This window comes from Rhodoferax sp. U2-2l, assembly GCF_020594515.1.
Classification (GTDB): domain Bacteria; phylum Pseudomonadota; class Gammaproteobacteria; order Burkholderiales; family Burkholderiaceae_C; genus Rhodoferax.
This window is the reverse complement of sequence record NZ_JAJCTH010000010.1, coordinates 70,532-84,473: the sequence shown is the minus strand read 5'-3', so window position 1 is coordinate 84,473 and position 13,942 is coordinate 70,532. Positions and strand designations below refer to the sequence as shown.

12 protein-coding genes are annotated in these 13,942 nt (G+C 63.7%); 9 read left to right on the top strand and 3 right to left on the bottom strand.

Annotation, left to right across the window (positions count from 1 at the left end; all coding sequences use genetic code 11):
• Positions 1-115 precede the first annotated feature (115 nt).
• The 5 genes from LHU53_RS19820 (at position 116) to aroD (ending at position 7,592) form a co-directional block, all read left to right on the top strand.
• Positions 116-2,137 (top strand): methyl-accepting chemotaxis protein, encoded by a 2,022-nt coding sequence (locus LHU53_RS19820; protein WP_304621933.1) that lies wholly within the window; start codon positions 116-118, stop codon positions 2,135-2,137.
• A 462-nt stretch (positions 2,138-2,599) separates the two neighbouring features.
• Complete coding sequence (locus LHU53_RS10640; RefSeq protein WP_227332633.1) at positions 2,600-4,378, top strand: thiamine pyrophosphate-binding protein; 1,779 nt, start codon at positions 2,600-2,602, stop codon at positions 4,376-4,378.
• A gap of 26 nt (positions 4,379-4,404) precedes the next feature.
• Positions 4,405-5,265, top strand: coding sequence for a sugar phosphate isomerase/epimerase (locus tag LHU53_RS10635; protein ID WP_227332632.1), 861 nt, complete (start codon positions 4,405-4,407; stop codon positions 5,263-5,265).
• Positions 5,262-6,731, top strand: coding sequence for an aldehyde dehydrogenase family protein (locus tag LHU53_RS10630; protein WP_227332631.1), 1,470 nt, complete (start codon positions 5,262-5,264; stop codon positions 6,729-6,731). Before LHU53_RS10635 ends, LHU53_RS10630 begins: the two co-directional genes overlap by 4 nt.
• Before the next feature lie 78 nt (positions 6,732-6,809).
• Positions 6,810-7,592 (top strand): type I 3-dehydroquinate dehydratase, encoded by a 783-nt coding sequence (gene aroD, locus LHU53_RS10625; protein WP_227332630.1) that lies wholly within the window; start codon positions 6,810-6,812, stop codon positions 7,590-7,592.
• Positions 7,593-7,613: 21 nt separating this feature from the next.
• On the opposite strand, the gene LHU53_RS10620 is transcribed toward aroD, so the two are convergent.
• On the bottom strand, positions 7,614-8,414 hold the full coding sequence (locus LHU53_RS10620; protein ID WP_227332629.1) for an IclR family transcriptional regulator C-terminal domain-containing protein: 801 nt from the start codon (positions 8,412-8,414) through the stop codon (positions 7,614-7,616).
• 148 nt (positions 8,415-8,562) lie between these two features.
• Between LHU53_RS10620 and LHU53_RS10615 the strand changes: the two genes are divergently transcribed.
• Genes LHU53_RS10615 through LHU53_RS10605 form a run of 3 tightly spaced genes read left to right on the top strand, consistent with a single transcriptional unit; the run spans position 8,563 to position 11,293 of the window.
• Positions 8,563-9,465: a 4-hydroxyphenylpyruvate dioxygenase gene (locus tag LHU53_RS10615; protein ID WP_227332628.1), complete on the top strand. Its 903-nt coding sequence runs from the start codon at positions 8,563-8,565 to the stop codon at positions 9,463-9,465.
• A gap of 5 nt (positions 9,466-9,470) precedes the next feature.
• Positions 9,471-10,346, top strand: coding sequence for a sugar phosphate isomerase/epimerase (locus LHU53_RS10610; protein WP_227332627.1), 876 nt, complete (start codon positions 9,471-9,473; stop codon positions 10,344-10,346).
• Positions 10,347-10,351: 5 nt separating this feature from the next.
• Positions 10,352-11,293 carry an AEC family transporter gene (locus LHU53_RS10605; protein WP_227332626.1) on the top strand — a complete coding sequence of 314 codons (942 nt, stop codon included), beginning with the start codon at positions 10,352-10,354 and terminating at the stop codon, positions 11,291-11,293.
• A gap of 93 nt (positions 11,294-11,386) precedes the next feature.
• Here LHU53_RS10605 and LHU53_RS10600 read toward each other — a convergent pair whose 3' ends face one another.
• Both LHU53_RS10600 and LHU53_RS10595 read right to left on the bottom strand, forming a co-directional pair.
• Entirely contained in the window at positions 11,387-11,872 is a 486-nt protein-coding gene (locus LHU53_RS10600) for an acyl-CoA thioesterase (protein WP_227332625.1), read from the bottom strand.
• Between the two features lie 102 nt (positions 11,873-11,974).
• Positions 11,975-12,874: a pirin family protein gene (locus LHU53_RS10595; RefSeq protein ID WP_227332624.1), complete on the bottom strand. Its 900-nt coding sequence runs from the start codon at positions 12,872-12,874 to the stop codon at positions 11,975-11,977.
• A 109-nt stretch (positions 12,875-12,983) separates the two neighbouring features.
• On the opposite strand from LHU53_RS10595, the gene LHU53_RS10590 reads away from it, so the two are divergent.
• On the top strand, positions 12,984-13,907 hold the full coding sequence (locus LHU53_RS10590; protein WP_227332623.1) for a LysR family transcriptional regulator: 924 nt from the start codon (positions 12,984-12,986) through the stop codon (positions 13,905-13,907).
• Positions 13,908-13,942 lie beyond the last annotated feature (35 nt).

The window sequence follows — 13,942 nt, the reverse complement described above, 5'->3', positions numbered from 1 at the left end:
AAGAAAGCCTTATGGACCGGCAGGCAACCGGCAGCCCCATGGCAGAGATGCGACTGTGCTTTTTTCTGGTGTTACTCTTGCCGTGTACCCTTCTTTGACCTTTGAAAGTTGCTTCATGCCAGCCCGGACATCCGTTTCCCTTCGAATGAAAGTCTTGCCGTTGATTGCGGCCATTGTTCTGGTGGCCTTCGCCCTGACCATTGGTTTGCTGACCTACCAGGCCAGCACACTGCAAAAAGCGGTGGTTCTGCGTTACACCGAACAGCTGGCCCGTACCCATGCCAGCCAGACCTCGGCGCGCATCGAGATGGCCCTGGATTCGGCCCGCGCCATGGCGCATGCCCTGCGCGGTATCAAATCGGTCGGTTTGACCGACCGGACGGCCACCGAGGCCATGCTCAAAAGTGTGCTGGAGGGAAATACGAATTTTCTGGGCGTCTGGACCTGCTGGGAACCCGACGCGTTTGACGGCAAAGATGCCGACTTTGCCGGCGCGCCCGGCCATGATGCCACCGGCCGGTTCATCCCCTACTGGAACCGGGGCGCGGGCAACCTTGCCATCGAACCCCTGGTGGACTACGAGAAGCCGGGTGTGGGTGACTACTACCTGCTGGCCAAACAATCCGGCGATGAGACCCTGATCGAACCCTATGCCTACAAGATCGCGGGCAAGGACGTGCTCATGACCTCGGTGGTGGTGCCGATCCAGGTGGACGGCAAGTTTGTTGGTGTGGTTGGCGTCGACCTGCCGCTGGACGGTTTCCAGGCTGAGGTGCGCAAGATTCGTCCTTATGACACCGGCTTTGCCTCGCTGATCTCCAACAGCGGCCTGTATGTCGCTGATGTGGACGACAAAAATGTCGGCAAAGACTTGGGAACAACGGCCACCGACCTGGCCACCAAAGCGGCCATCCAGGCGGGTGAAACCCACGAGTTGCACTTTTTCGACGACCAACTGCAAACCGACATGACCCGCTTTTATGTGCCGGTGAAGGTGGGGGCCACCAAGACCTCCTGGTCATTTGCCGCCACCGTGCCGGACGACAAAGCGCTGGCCGGGGTGCACCAGCTGCGCTACATTGCTGCCGGCTTGGGCTTGCTCAGCGTGCTGGTGGTGACCCTGGGGCTCAATGTGCTGATCAACCGGCTGGTGCTGCGCCCGCTGGGGGGCGAGCCATCGTCTGCCGCCGACATCGCCGCACGGGTCGCTGACGGCCATCTGGACACACCCATCGCCCTGGCCGCCCACGACACCAGCAGCCTGATGGCGCAACTCAAACACATGCAAGAGAACCTGGCTCGCGTCGTGACCAAGGTGCGCGCAGGCTCACACAGCGTGGCCACCGCCAGTGCAGAAATCGCCCAAGGCAACCACGACCTGTCCTCGCGCACCGAAAGCCAGGCCAGCGCGCTGCAGCAGACGGCGGCCTCCATGGAGCAGCTCAGCGGCACCGTCAAACAAAACGCCGACAGTGCGCGCCAGGCCAACCAGTTGGCCCTGAACGCCTCGACGGTCGCTGTCCAAGGCGGTGAAGTGATGCACCAGGTGATCACCACCATGAAGGACATCAACGATGCCTCGCGCAAGATCTCGGACATCATCGGCGTGATTGACGGCATCGCGTTTCAAACCAACATCCTGGCCCTGAACGCCGCCGTGGAAGCCGCCCGCGCCGGGGAACAGGGTCGTGGTTTTGCGGTGGTGGCCAGTGAAGTGCGCAGCCTGGCCGGACGCTCGGCCGAGGCGGCCAAAGAGATCAAGCGGCTGATTGGCGCCAGCGAACAGCGGGTCGATGAGGGCTCGGCGCTGGTGGATCAGGCGGGCAGCACCATGCTTGAGGTGGTCAACGCCATCAAGCGGGTGACCGACATCATGGGCGAGATCAGCGCCGCCAGCAGCGAACAGGCCCTGGGTGTCAACCAGGTGAACCAAGCGGTTTCGCAGATGGACCAAGTGACCCAGCAAAACGCCGCCCTGGTGGAACAAATGGCTGCCGCTGCCAGCAGCTTGCAAAGTCAGGCCGACGAATTGGTCAACACCATGGCCGTGTTCCATCTGGACAACAACGCACCCATGGCCGATGCCCAACTTGCGGCGCCCGCAGCCGCGCCGGTGCGCTTGCTGACGCGCCGCTGAACACCAGCTGGCCACGTTGCAACGTGCGCCAGAGCGTCCGCCGATGGGGGAGCGGACAACCAAGTTGGGCCATCCACCCGGCCGACAGGCCTCCGTCCAGGCGGGCGGAAGGCTCAGACGCCCCTAGAGCCAACCCGGCTGCAAGCCGGGTGGCGGTGGGCTTTGCCATCTCCGCGCCAGGTGTTGTAGCGTCTGTCAGGCCTTGAGCGCTTTGGCGACGCCGGTTGCTTGCCTCGGACCGTCTCCAGCGCGTTTTGTACCAAACAGTACAAACCCTCAATACGTACGTTAATCGCTCATTGACGTTCGATTAACGCGCAAAACACGCAATTTTGGGTTCTCAAAACCAGGCCCGCTCGCTAAAGTCGCCACCGATACCGCAGAAACACGGATTCGCAGACGCCCCGTTGCGCGACCGGCCACAGCCTTTTAGCCGAAAAGGCACCCACCCCTGGAGACACCATGCAAGCACTGATTTCCCACCAATTGGTCAAATACCTCGAAGACCGCGGCGTTGAACATCTGTTTGGCTTGTGCGGCCACACCAACATTGCGGTGCTGACCGCGCTGGAAGGCAGCAGCATCCGGTTCATCAACACCCGCCATGAACAAGTCGCCGCCCACGCGGCCGACGGCTACGCCCGCGCCAAAAAAACCACCGCCGTGGTGCTGAGCCACCTCGGCCCCGGGCTGACCAACGCCGCCACCGGTGTGGCCAACGCGGCGCTCGACTCGATCCCGATGGTGGTGATTGCCGGTGACGTGCCCAGCCATTACTACGGCAAGCATCCGCACCAGGAAGTGAACCTGCACAGCGACGCCTCACAAAGCGAGATTTATCGCCCGTTCTGCAAACGCGTCTGGCGGGTCGAGCGGCCCGACCTGTTCCCGGAAATCATTGAAAAAGCCTTCCAGCTGGCCGAGACAGGTCGCCCCGGCCCGGTGCTGTTGTCGGTGCCGATGGACATCTTCTCCAAAGAAGTGGATGTGGAACTTTTCGCCAAGCTCAAGGCGCACACCAAAAAGCTGCATACCCCGAGCATCGACGATGACGTCGCGACGCAAATCATTGAAGCGCTGGTGGCCGCCAAAAGACCGCAGCTGCATGTCGGCGGCGGCATTGTGCTGGCCGATGCCACCGCTGAGCTGCAGGAATTTGTTGACCACATGAGCCTGCCGGTGTCACACAGCCTGATGGGCAAGGGTGTGCTGCCGGACGACCACCCCTTTGTTCTGGGCATGACCGGCTTCTGGGGCACCAAGTTCATCAACGACAAATGCCTGAACGCCGACCTGGTGCTGGGCCTGGGCACGCGGTTTGCCGAAGCCGACTGCAGCTCCTGGGAAAAGGACTACACCTTTGACTTCAGCCAGACCAAGCTGATCCACATCGACATCGACCCCAGCGAAATTGGCCGCAATTACCCGGTGCAGATCGGCGCCGTGGCGGATTTGAAGCAGGCGCTCAAGGTCTTGAACCGTGTCGCCAAGAAGCTCTACCCAGAAGGTTTCAAAAACGAGACGCTGAAGCTTGAGATGGCGGCCAACCGCACCGCGTTCAAAGCAAAACTGGTGGCTGCCCAACAAAGCGACGCCTTCCCGATGCGCCCCGAGCGCATCCTGGCCGACGCGCGCGCCGTGTTGCCGCGCGACGTGATCATCACCACCGATGTGGGCTGGAACAAAAACGGCGTCGGCCAACAGTTTGACATCTTCACCCCCGGCAGCATCCTCACCCCGGGCGGCTTTGCCACCATGGGGTTTGGCGCCCCGGCGGCCATCGGCGCCAAGCTGGCCTGCCCCAACCGGGTGGTGGTGTCCCTGGTGGGTGACGGCGGTTTCGGCCAGAACCCGGCCATGCTCGCCACCGCGGTCGAGAGCAACGTGCCGGTGATCTGGGTGATCATGAACAACTGCGCCTTTGGCACCATTGCCGGGCTGCAACTGGCGCACTTCGGCACCACCACCGGCACGCTGTTCATGAAAGACGGCGCACCGTTCCAGGCCGACTTTGCGGCCATTGCCCGGGCTTACGGCGCCGAAGGCGTGCGCGTCACCAGCGCGGCTGAATTCAAACCCGCGCTGGAACAAGCCATGGCGGCCAACCGCCCGTTTGTCATCGACGTGGCGATGCAAAACGCCCCGGTGGAAACCGCGGGCCACTGGAACATCATGGACATCTACTCGCCCGGCAAAAAGGTCCACCACGCCGACACCAGCGCACTGCAAAACAGAGCCTGAAGCGTCACCAACAAGAGGGCCAGAACATGAAACACCTGTATTCCCTGGCGCATTTAAGCGCCATCAGCCTGCCGCCGGTGGACCTGATCGAGGTGGCCGCGCGCACCGGTTACGACTATGTGGGCCTGCGCCTGACCCGCGTGACTGACACCGAGCCGCTGTACCCCATCATCACCAGCACTGCGGCCATGCAGGCCACCAAAGCGGCACTGGCCCAAACCGGTGTGCGTGTGTGGGACGTGGAACTGGCTCGCATGGACCCCGCCCACACGCCCGAGATGTACCAGCCGCTGCTGGACGCCACCGCCGAGCTGGGCGCACGCCACATCATCGCCCAGCTGCCCGACCCCGACCGCGCGCGCGCCCACGACCGCTTTGCCCGCCTGTGTGAACTGGCCGCGCCGCTGGGCATCACGGTGAATCTGGAGTTCCCGTGGTGGACCGACACCGGCAACCTGGCCACCGCCACCGCCGTACTCGAAGCCGCCCAGGCGCCCAACGCGGGGATGTTGGTGGACATGCTGCACTTTGTCCGCTCGCGCTCCAGCCTGGCTGACCTGGCCGCGCTGCCGCGCCAGTGGTTCAACTACGCCCACCTGTGTGATGGCCCGGCGGCCATGCCCGCTGACCTGGCCGCGACACTCTTTGAAGCCCGCAGCTGCCGCGTGGCGCCGGGTGAAGGCGACTTTGGTGTGGCCAACATCCTGGCCGCCATGCCGCAGGATTTGACCTACGTGCTGGAGATTCCCAACGACCCGGTCTGCGCCGAAATCGGTTTTGAAGGCTGGGCGCGCCACATCCTGCAAACCGCCCAACAGCATCTGGATACCGACCCCGCCACCAACACCACCACTGACACCAACACCCGCCAGGAGACAACCGCATGAACCCCACCCCGCCCGAACTCCAAAAGACCGAGATCAATGCCGAGCAACGCGAAGAGCTGGATGCCGCCTTTGCCAAGGCCCGCGCCGCGCTGGCCATCATCGAAACCTATGACCAGGCGCGGGTGGACCGCCTGTGCCAGGCCGTGGCCTGGGCCGTGTCGAACAAAAAAACCTTCACCCGCCTGGTAGCACAAGGCATTGCCGAAAGCCGCCTGGGCGACCCGGACAGCCGCATGGGCAAACGCATGAAAATTCGCGGCATTTTGCGAGACGCACTGCGCCAGAAAAGCGTGGGCATCATCGAAGAAATCCCGGAAAAAGGCCTCGTCAAATACGGCAAACCCGCCGGTGTGGTGGCTTGTATCGTGCCCACCACCAACCCCGACCTGACGCCCGCTGGCAACGCCATTTACGCCATCAAGGCGCGTGACGCGGTCATCTTTTCGCCGCACCCGCGCGCCAAGAAAACCAGTTTTGAGACGGTTCGCCTGATGCGCGAAGCGCTGGAAAAAGAAGGCGCACCACCCGACCTGCTGCAGTGCCTAACCAAGGTCAACATCCCGATGTCGCAAGCGCTGATGGCCCAGGCCGACCTGGTGATCGCCACCGGCGGCCAGCCGATGGTGCGCGCCGCCTACAGCTCGGGCACCCCGGCTTACGGCGTGGGCGCGGGCAACTCGACGATGGTGATCGACGAAACCGCCAACATCGAAGAAGCGGCTTTGAACACCCGTCTGAGCAAGACCAGCGACTTTGGCTCGGGCTGCTCGGCCGACGGCAACCTGATCATTCAGGAAGGCATTTTTGACGCGCTGCTGGCGCAACTGGTCAAGGAAGGCGGCTACATCGCCAACGACGCGGAAAAAGCCGCGCTGCGCCAAGCCATGTGGGACGACGAAGGCCACCGCCTGGCCGACACCGTGGCCGTGGCGCCGCAAAAACTGGCCGAAGCGGCGGGCTTCAGCATCCCCGCAGACCGCCAATTCATCATCGTGCACGGCGACGGCATTGGCAAAGACCACCCGTTCTCGCGTGAAAAACTCACCACGCTGCTGGCGGTTTACAAGTACGGCACATTTGACGACGCCTTGACCATGATGCGCGCCGTGTACGAGGTGGGCGGCAAAGGCCACTCCTGCGGCATCTACTCGTTCAACCCCGAGCACATCCACCAGCTGGCTTTGGCCGCGCCGGTGAGCCGCATGATGGTGCGCCAGCCGCAAAGCAAGGCCAACGCCGGTGCCTTCAACAACGGCATGCCCATGACCAGCAGCCTGGGCTGCGGCACCTGGGGCGGCAACATCATCAGCGAAAACGTCAGCCTGAAGCACTACATGAACACCACCTGGGTGTCGGTACCGATCAAGGAGGACAAACCCTCCGACCAGGAACTGTTTGGCGACTTTTACGACCCGGCGCTGGAAGAAGGCAGCTTCACCGCGGATGACATGGCCAGCGCCTGCTAAAACGACACCCAACATGGCGTAAAGTGCCTGCTATGCGCCCCAAGGCGCTGGCAGGTTTTTTTATTTGGAACTCTCACCATGCAAACCCCCAAAACGATCGATCTCCATGGCCAACCCATCGCGGGTGGCAAATTCCCGCTGATCTGCACCCCGCTGGTGGGCCGCACGTTGGACAAGCTGCTGGCCGAGCTGGACGTGGTGCTGCCCAAACAGCCCGACGTGCTGGAGTGGCGGGTCGATTTTTTTGAGCAGATCGGTGACGCTGGCGCCGTCATGGCAGCCGCACGTGCCATCAAGGCCCGAGCCGGCAGCATCCCGGTGCTGTTCACCCGCCGATCCACCCTGGAAGGTGGTGAGAAGATTGCATTGAACGAAGGCCAGGTATTGAGCCTGTATGAGGCGGTGTGCGCCAGCCAAAGCATCGACCTGATCGACTACGAAATGGCCAACGACCCGGCCAACATCGTGCGCGTGCGCAGCGCCGCCAGGTCGCACGGCATCAAGCTGGTGCTGTCGTTCCACAACTTCTCCTACACGCCCAGTCTGGAAAGCCTGGTGGGCAAGTTCCTGAGCGCCGACCAGCTGGGCGCCGACGTGGCCAAGGTGGCGGTGATGCCGCGCGACATGGACGACGTGCTGACCCTGCTGACCGCCACCCGGGAGGCGAGCAAAAAGCTGCGCATTCCGCTGATCAGCATGTCCATGGGCCCGCTGGGCGCCATCACCCGCATGATTGGCGGCGCGTTTGGCTCCAGCTTGAGCTTTGCCGTGGGCGCCGCCGCTTCGGCCCCGGGTCAGGTGCCCATCGAAGAGCTCAACACCGTGCTGGCCATTGTCAACCAGGCCATGGGTGTGAAGTAGGTTTCTGCGGCAGCTGCGCCGTCAAATCAGATTGCGCAGCGCGCGAGCCGTCTCCATCAACACGGGCAACACGCGGGCCACCGCGTCTTCGGTGCTCTCGTGGCCCATGGGCATGGTCACGTTCAAAGCGCCCACCAGGTCGCCGCGGTGGTTGATCAGCGGCACAGCCACACCGCGGTAAGTCAGCTCCAACTGCTGCTCCGACACCGCCCAGCCGCGCTGGCGGATGCGTGCCAGTTCCTGGCGCAGCTGCGCCTTGTTGTTGATGGTGTGGCTGGTGTAGGCCTTGAGCTCATGGTGCGCCAGCCAGTTGTCCAGCCACTCGGGGTCGCGCAGGGCCAGCATCAGCTGGCCCGCGGCGGTCACCTGCGCCTGCACCCGCGAGCCCAGCACGATGCCGGTGTTCATGGCCCGGGATGAGCCGTTGCGGGCGATGTAGACCACGTCGTCGCCGTCCATCACACTCATGTAGGCGATCTCCTGCGTGCCGGAGGTGATGCGCTGCAAAAACGGCTGCACGATGCGCGGCAGCCGGGCCGATTCCAGGTAACTCTGCCCCAGCCGCAACACGCGCGGGGTGAGCCAGAACAGCTTGCCGTCGGTGGCCACATAACCCAGATAGGTCAGCGTCAGCAGGTAGCGCCGCGCGGCGGTGCGCGTCAAACCGCAGCGCACGCCAGCCTGGCTGGCGGTCATACGCGGGTTGGCGTCGTCAAAGGCTTCGATGATCGACAGGCCTTTTTCAAGACCGGCGATCCAGTCGCGCTTGTCAAGGGTGGGGCTGGTGACGCTGGGCTGACGTGGGCTGGTGGCAGGGGGCATGGTGGCAACTCCGGTGCGGGTGGGTCACATAAACCGTTCAATCATCGCTTGTTTGCGTACGCTCAGCGCACACAACGCGGCAAAATCGCATCAGATGGGCAGACCGCCTCGGCATAATCGCTGTGAATCATTCGTGAAGGACGCCATCATGGTTGCAGTCAGTACCTCGTCACCCGCCTCTGGGGCCGACCGCGAGGCCATTCCCGATGCACCCAACCCGATCGGGCTGGACGGCATCGAGTTCATCGAATACGCCACCGCCAAACCGCAGGCGCTGGGCCAGGTGCTGGAAAACATGGGCTTCAAACTGGTGGCGCGGCACCGCTCACGCGAGGTGCTGCTGTACCGCCAGGGCGCCATCAACCTCATCATCAACGCCCATGCCAAAGGCACGCCGCTGCCTGACAAACCGGTCATCAGCGCCATTGCGCTGCGCGTGCGCGACGCTGCTGCCGCCTACCACCGGGCGCTCGATCTGGGCGCCTGGGGCGTGGCCACGCAAGTCGAGGTGATGGAGCTGAACATTCCCGCCGTGCATGGCGTGGGCACCAGCCGCATTTATTTTGTCGATCGGCACAAGGTGTTTTCGATTTACGACGTGGATTTCACGCCGATTCCGGGGGTGGATCAGCAGCCGCCCGCCACCGCCGGTTTGCACTTTTTTGGCGTGGTGCAGTACATCGGCAATGACCGCACCGAGGACTGGACCGAGTTTTACCGCGAACTGTTTGGTTTTACCGACCTGCCGCCCGAGCAGCGTTTTGGCATCCTGCCCAAGGGCCGTATTATGCGCAGCCCGTGCCCGAGCGCGTCGCGCTTTTACATCCAGCTGATCGAGCCTGAGGCCAGCGTGCTGGACGTGGAGGACGACGAAGGTCTGCACCGCATTGGCTTGGGGTCAGCCGACGTGCTGGCCACCGTGGCCGAACTCTCGCAGCGAGGCGTGGAGTTTGTCGAATCCGGCAGCGTGCACACCGAAGCGCGCGGCGCGTTGACCAAGACCCTGATGGGCAGCGTCAGCTTCGAGATCGTCCACAACCAGCAGGCCTGACCCCCATGAGCCCCTTCAGTGTCAACATGGACGACTTTGGGCTGGACAGCGGCGCGCTGGCGGGCTCGCTCGCCGGGCGCCTGGCCGCTGCGCGCGAGGCTGGCTTCAACCAGATCACGCTGCACGCCAGCGACCTGAGCCACCACGCGCACGGTGTGGATGCCGCCGTGGCCGAGGTGCTGGGCAGCGGCCTGCGGGTGAGCGCGTTTGATGCCTTGAACGACTTTGAGGGCTTGAGCGGCCCCTTGCACGCCTGCAAACTTGACGTGGCCAAAACCCTGCTGGAGATGTGCCAGGCCGTGCACTGCCACCAACTGGTGCTCAACGCCAGTACCCTGCCGGGTGCTGCCAGCGACAACGCCACCCTGGTGCGCCACCTGCGCCAGTTGGCCATGCTGGCGATTCCCAAAAACATCCGCATCGCCTACCGGGCGCACGCCGGCGCCCACAGCATCCGTGACTTTGGCCAGGCCTGGGACCTCGTTTGTATGGCTGACATGCCGAATCTGGGCCTGTGCCTGGACGCCACCCAAACCCTGGCCAGCCCCTGCACCGACAACGACCTGGAAATGCTGGACGCCGAAAAACTGTTTCTGGTGCAACTGGCCGACAGCCTGGACCTGGCCGACCCGCAGGCGCGCCTGTTCCCCGGCGAAGGGGTGCGCCGCACCGAGCTGGCCCGTTTTGTCAGCACGCTGCACACGCTGGGTTACCGGGGCGACTACAGCCTGGGCCTGAGCAATACCGACTACCAGAGCCTGCCCGCGCCCGGCGTGGCAGACCGGGCCTGGCGCGCCGCGCTGTGGCTGGGGCAGGACGTGCTGCAACGCTCGGTGCCGCTGCCCAACCAGATCCGGCTGAGAAGGGTGCTGACGCACTAGCCACTGTGTCCGATATCCTGGGGATCACCGGCCCGATTTATCTGGCCATTGCGTTGGGCTACGTCTGCACCCGCCTGGGCTGGTTCAGCAAGGCCGACATGCGGGTGCTGGGCCAGTTTGTGGTCAAGGTGGCGCTGCCGGCCTTGCTGTTCAACGCGGTGGCCTCGCGCAACCTGGCCGAGATCCTCAACACCACCTATTTGCTGGCCTACACCCTCGGCTCGCTGCTGGTGATCGCTCTGGGCTTGTGGTGGGGCAAGCGCCAGCAGCTGCCCTTCATCGACAACGTGATGGCGGTGATGGGCATGAGCTGCTCCAACAGCGGTTACATGGGCTACCCGATCCTGCTGCTGACGCTGGCGCCGGTGGCAGCGGTGTCGCTGGCGCTGAACATGATGGTGGAAAACCTGGTGGTGATCCCGCTGCTGCTGGTGCTGGCCGAGCGCGGCCTGGGCCACGGCGGCCACGGGCGGGAGGTGCTGGTGCGCACCGTGCGGCAGCTGGCCAAAAACCCGCTCATCGTGGCCCTGGCCGCGGGTTTGCTGGTGGCCTTGATGCGCTGGGAGCTGCCCGCGCCGCTGTTGCGCAGTGTCAACCTGTTTGCCGCGGCCAGCGCCGGGCTGTCGCTGTTTGTGATTGGCGGCACGCTGTTTGGTTTGCCGCTGCAAGGCATGGGCCGACGCATCGCCCCGATTGTGGTGGGAAAACTGCTGGTGTTCCCGGCAGCGGTGGCCCTGGCCACGCTGGCCCTGCCGCTGCTGGGGCTGCCACCCCTGGAGCCGTCACTGCAACTGGCTGCGGTGATGATGGCGGCCATGCCGATGATGGGCATCTACCCGATCCTGGCGCAGTCTTATGGCAAGCAGGAGCTGGGCGCCGCCGCGCTACTGGTGACCACCGTGGTGTCGTTTTTCACTTTGAGCGCGCTGCTGTGGCTGACCCGTTGACGGGGATGGCCGACATAACGCGGTGAAGAGAGGCTGACCGGCCCGGTGCCACGCGGGCAACGGTCTCCATCCTGCCGAATTTTTTAACGGTGCTCACTGCGCCGCTGTTCGCGTGGCGGCAAAGCGCCGCTCCATCTCGCGGCGCATTTCTTTGCGCATGATGGCTGCGCTGTAGCGACGTTTCTCATCCGGTGTGGCGGGCTCCAGTGGCGGCACCGGCGCGGGCTTGCGCTCGTCGTCCATCGCCACCATGGTGAAAAAACAGCTGTTGACATGGCGCACCACGCGGTCCTGGATGTTTTCGGCAATCACCTTGATGCCCACCTCCATCGACGATGAGCCGGTGTGGTTCACTGACGACAAAAACGTGACCAGTTCACCCACGTGGATCGGCTGGCGAAACATCACCTGGTCCACACTGAGCGTGACCACATAGCGCCCGGCGTAACGGCTGGCGCAGGCGTAGGCCACCTGGTCGAGCAGTTTCAGGATGTTGCCGCCGTGGACGTTGCCAGAAAAATTGGCGGTGTCGGGGGTCATCAACACGGTCATGGAAAGTTGGTGCAAGGGAAGGTCCACAGTGATCCTTTGTGACATGGGGCAATCGGGTCAAACAAACGCAGGCGGCGCACGGGGTGCAAGCCGTCCTGCGGCCGAATCTACCCTAGCCGCAGGCCGCGCTCAACGGCGCTCGCCCAGGCGCCCGTCCCGAAAGTCACTCAAGGCCTGGTAAATCTCTTCTTGGGTGTTCATCACAAACGGGCCGTACTGAACAATCGGCTCTTTGAGCGGCTTGCCAGCAACGATCAGCAGTTTGGCATCGCTTCCAGCCTCGATCACCACGCCGTCGGCTCCAGGCTCATTGGCCAAGATCGCCATGCGCTGCTGCGGCACCGCTTGACCGGCGATGGCCACCTCACCCCGGTAAACGTAGACAAAGGCGTTGTGACCGGGCGCCAAGGCTTGCGCAAACCGCGCGCCAGCGGGCAGATGCACGTCCAGGTACAGCGGCTGGGTGCCGCCGCGCGTCACCGCACCGGTCACGCCATGGCTCTCACCGGCGATCACCGTCACCGCCACACCGGCGTCGGTCAGGTACTTTGGCAGATCGGCGTTTTTGAAATCGCGGTACCAGGGGGCGTTCATCTTGTCTTGCCGGGGCAGGTTCAACCAGAGTTGAAAACCTTCCATCAACCCTTCTTCCTGCTGCGGAATTTCGGAGTGGATCACGCCGCGCCCGGCGGTCATCCACTGCACGCCGCCGTTTTCCAGCAGACCCTCATGGCCAGCGCTGTCGCGGTGCAACATGCGCCCGGCAACCATGTAGGTGATGGTCTCAAAACCACGGTGCGGGTGGTCCGGGAACCCGGCGATGTAGTCGTCGGCCTGGTCGCTGCCAAAGGCATCCAGCATCAAAAACGGGTCCAGCCGGTGCTGCAGGTTTTGCGTCAGCACGCGGGTCAGCTTGACGCCCGCGCCATCGGACGTGGCCTGGCCGGTGATCAGCCGCTCCACCGTGCGTGCGTGTTCAACGCTGGGGGTGCTGTCGGGCTGGGTTGGCTGTTGAACTGAGGTGGCCATGGTGGATTCCTTTCAAAGAAGTGGCAAACACGCTGTCGTGTGCTGGTTGAACTGTATTCCCCTGTAATCGCTTTGAAAATCCCTTGATCTGGATATGATTGTTGTCCAGATGGAACAATTATTCACCCCTACCGCGGTTGACCCCAACGATCTGCTGATCTTTGCCCGGGTCGCCGAGCTCGGCAGCTTCAGCCGCGCGGCTGAGCGCCTGGGCTTGCCCAAATCCACCGTGTCACGCCGACTGGCCAGCCTGGAGCAGCAGCTCGGCGAAAAGCTGTTGCTGCGCACCACCCGACGCCAGACCCTGACCGAGTTCGGCCTGCAGTTGCTGGAGCACGCGCGTCAGGTGGTGGCCGAGGTCGAGGCCGTCACCGCCCTGCGTGAGCGTCGTCAGGCCACCCCGAGCGGGCGCCTGCGCGTGTCCATGCCGAGTGATTTTGCAACCCTGATCCTGGCCGACACGCTGGCGGCGTTTGTGGCGCTGTACCCGGCGATCCAGCTGGAGCTGGACTTGTCGCCGCGCCGGGTCGATCTGCTGGGCGAAGGGTTTGATGTGGCGGTGCGCATGGGCCACCTGCCCGACGACGCCTCGCTGGCGGCACGGCGGCTGGCGGTGTTTTCTTTTGGCCTGTACGCCTCGCCCAACTACCTGGCCGAACACGGCGAACCGGCGGAGCCCGATGATCTGGTGCAGCACGAGGCTATCCGGATGCTCAAAACCAATGGCGAGGTCACCCGCTGGAACCTGGCCCAAGGTGAACAACACTGGCAAGGTGTGCCACCCGGGCGAGCCAGCGCCAATTCGCCTGAACTGCTGATCAAGCTGGCCTGTGCCGGCGCGGGCATTGCCGCCGTGCCCGACTACTTTGCCGCCTCCGAAGTGCGCCGCGGCGCCCTGCGCCGGGTGCTGCCGCTGTGGTGCCTGCCCAGCCACGTGGCGTGGGCGGTGTTTCCCGAGCGCAAGCTGATGCCGATCAAAACCCGCGTCTTCATCGACATGCTGCAAACGGCGCTGGCCCAGGTGCCTGCGTAACACCCAGTCATCATGTTGGCTGTGGTCGATAGGCA

Excerpts from the sequence above, each read along its gene's own strand:
- LHU53_RS19820 (WP_304621933.1), top strand. The coding sequence starts at position 116 with ATGCCAGCCCGGACATCCGTTTCCCTTCGAATGAAAGTCTTGCCGTTG.
- LHU53_RS10640 (WP_227332633.1), top strand. The coding sequence starts at position 2,600 with ATGCAAGCACTGATTTCCCACCAATTGGTCAAATACCTCGAAGACCGC.
- LHU53_RS10635 (WP_227332632.1), top strand. The coding sequence starts at position 4,405 with ATGAAACACCTGTATTCCCTGGCGCATTTAAGCGCCATCAGCCTGCCG.
- LHU53_RS10630 (WP_227332631.1), top strand. The coding sequence starts at position 5,262 with ATGAACCCCACCCCGCCCGAACTCCAAAAGACCGAGATCAATGCCGAG.
- aroD (WP_227332630.1), top strand. The coding sequence starts at position 6,810 with ATGCAAACCCCCAAAACGATCGATCTCCATGGCCAACCCATCGCGGGT.
- LHU53_RS10620 (WP_227332629.1), bottom strand. The coding sequence starts at position 8,414 with ATGCCCCCTGCCACCAGCCCACGTCAGCCCAGCGTCACCAGCCCCACC.
- LHU53_RS10615 (WP_227332628.1), top strand. The coding sequence starts at position 8,563 with ATGGTTGCAGTCAGTACCTCGTCACCCGCCTCTGGGGCCGACCGCGAG.
- LHU53_RS10610 (WP_227332627.1), top strand. The coding sequence starts at position 9,471 with ATGAGCCCCTTCAGTGTCAACATGGACGACTTTGGGCTGGACAGCGGC.
- LHU53_RS10595 (WP_227332624.1), bottom strand. The coding sequence starts at position 12,874 with ATGGCCACCTCAGTTCAACAGCCAACCCAGCCCGACAGCACCCCCAGC.
- LHU53_RS10590 (WP_227332623.1), top strand. The coding sequence starts at position 12,984 with ATGGAACAATTATTCACCCCTACCGCGGTTGACCCCAACGATCTGCTG.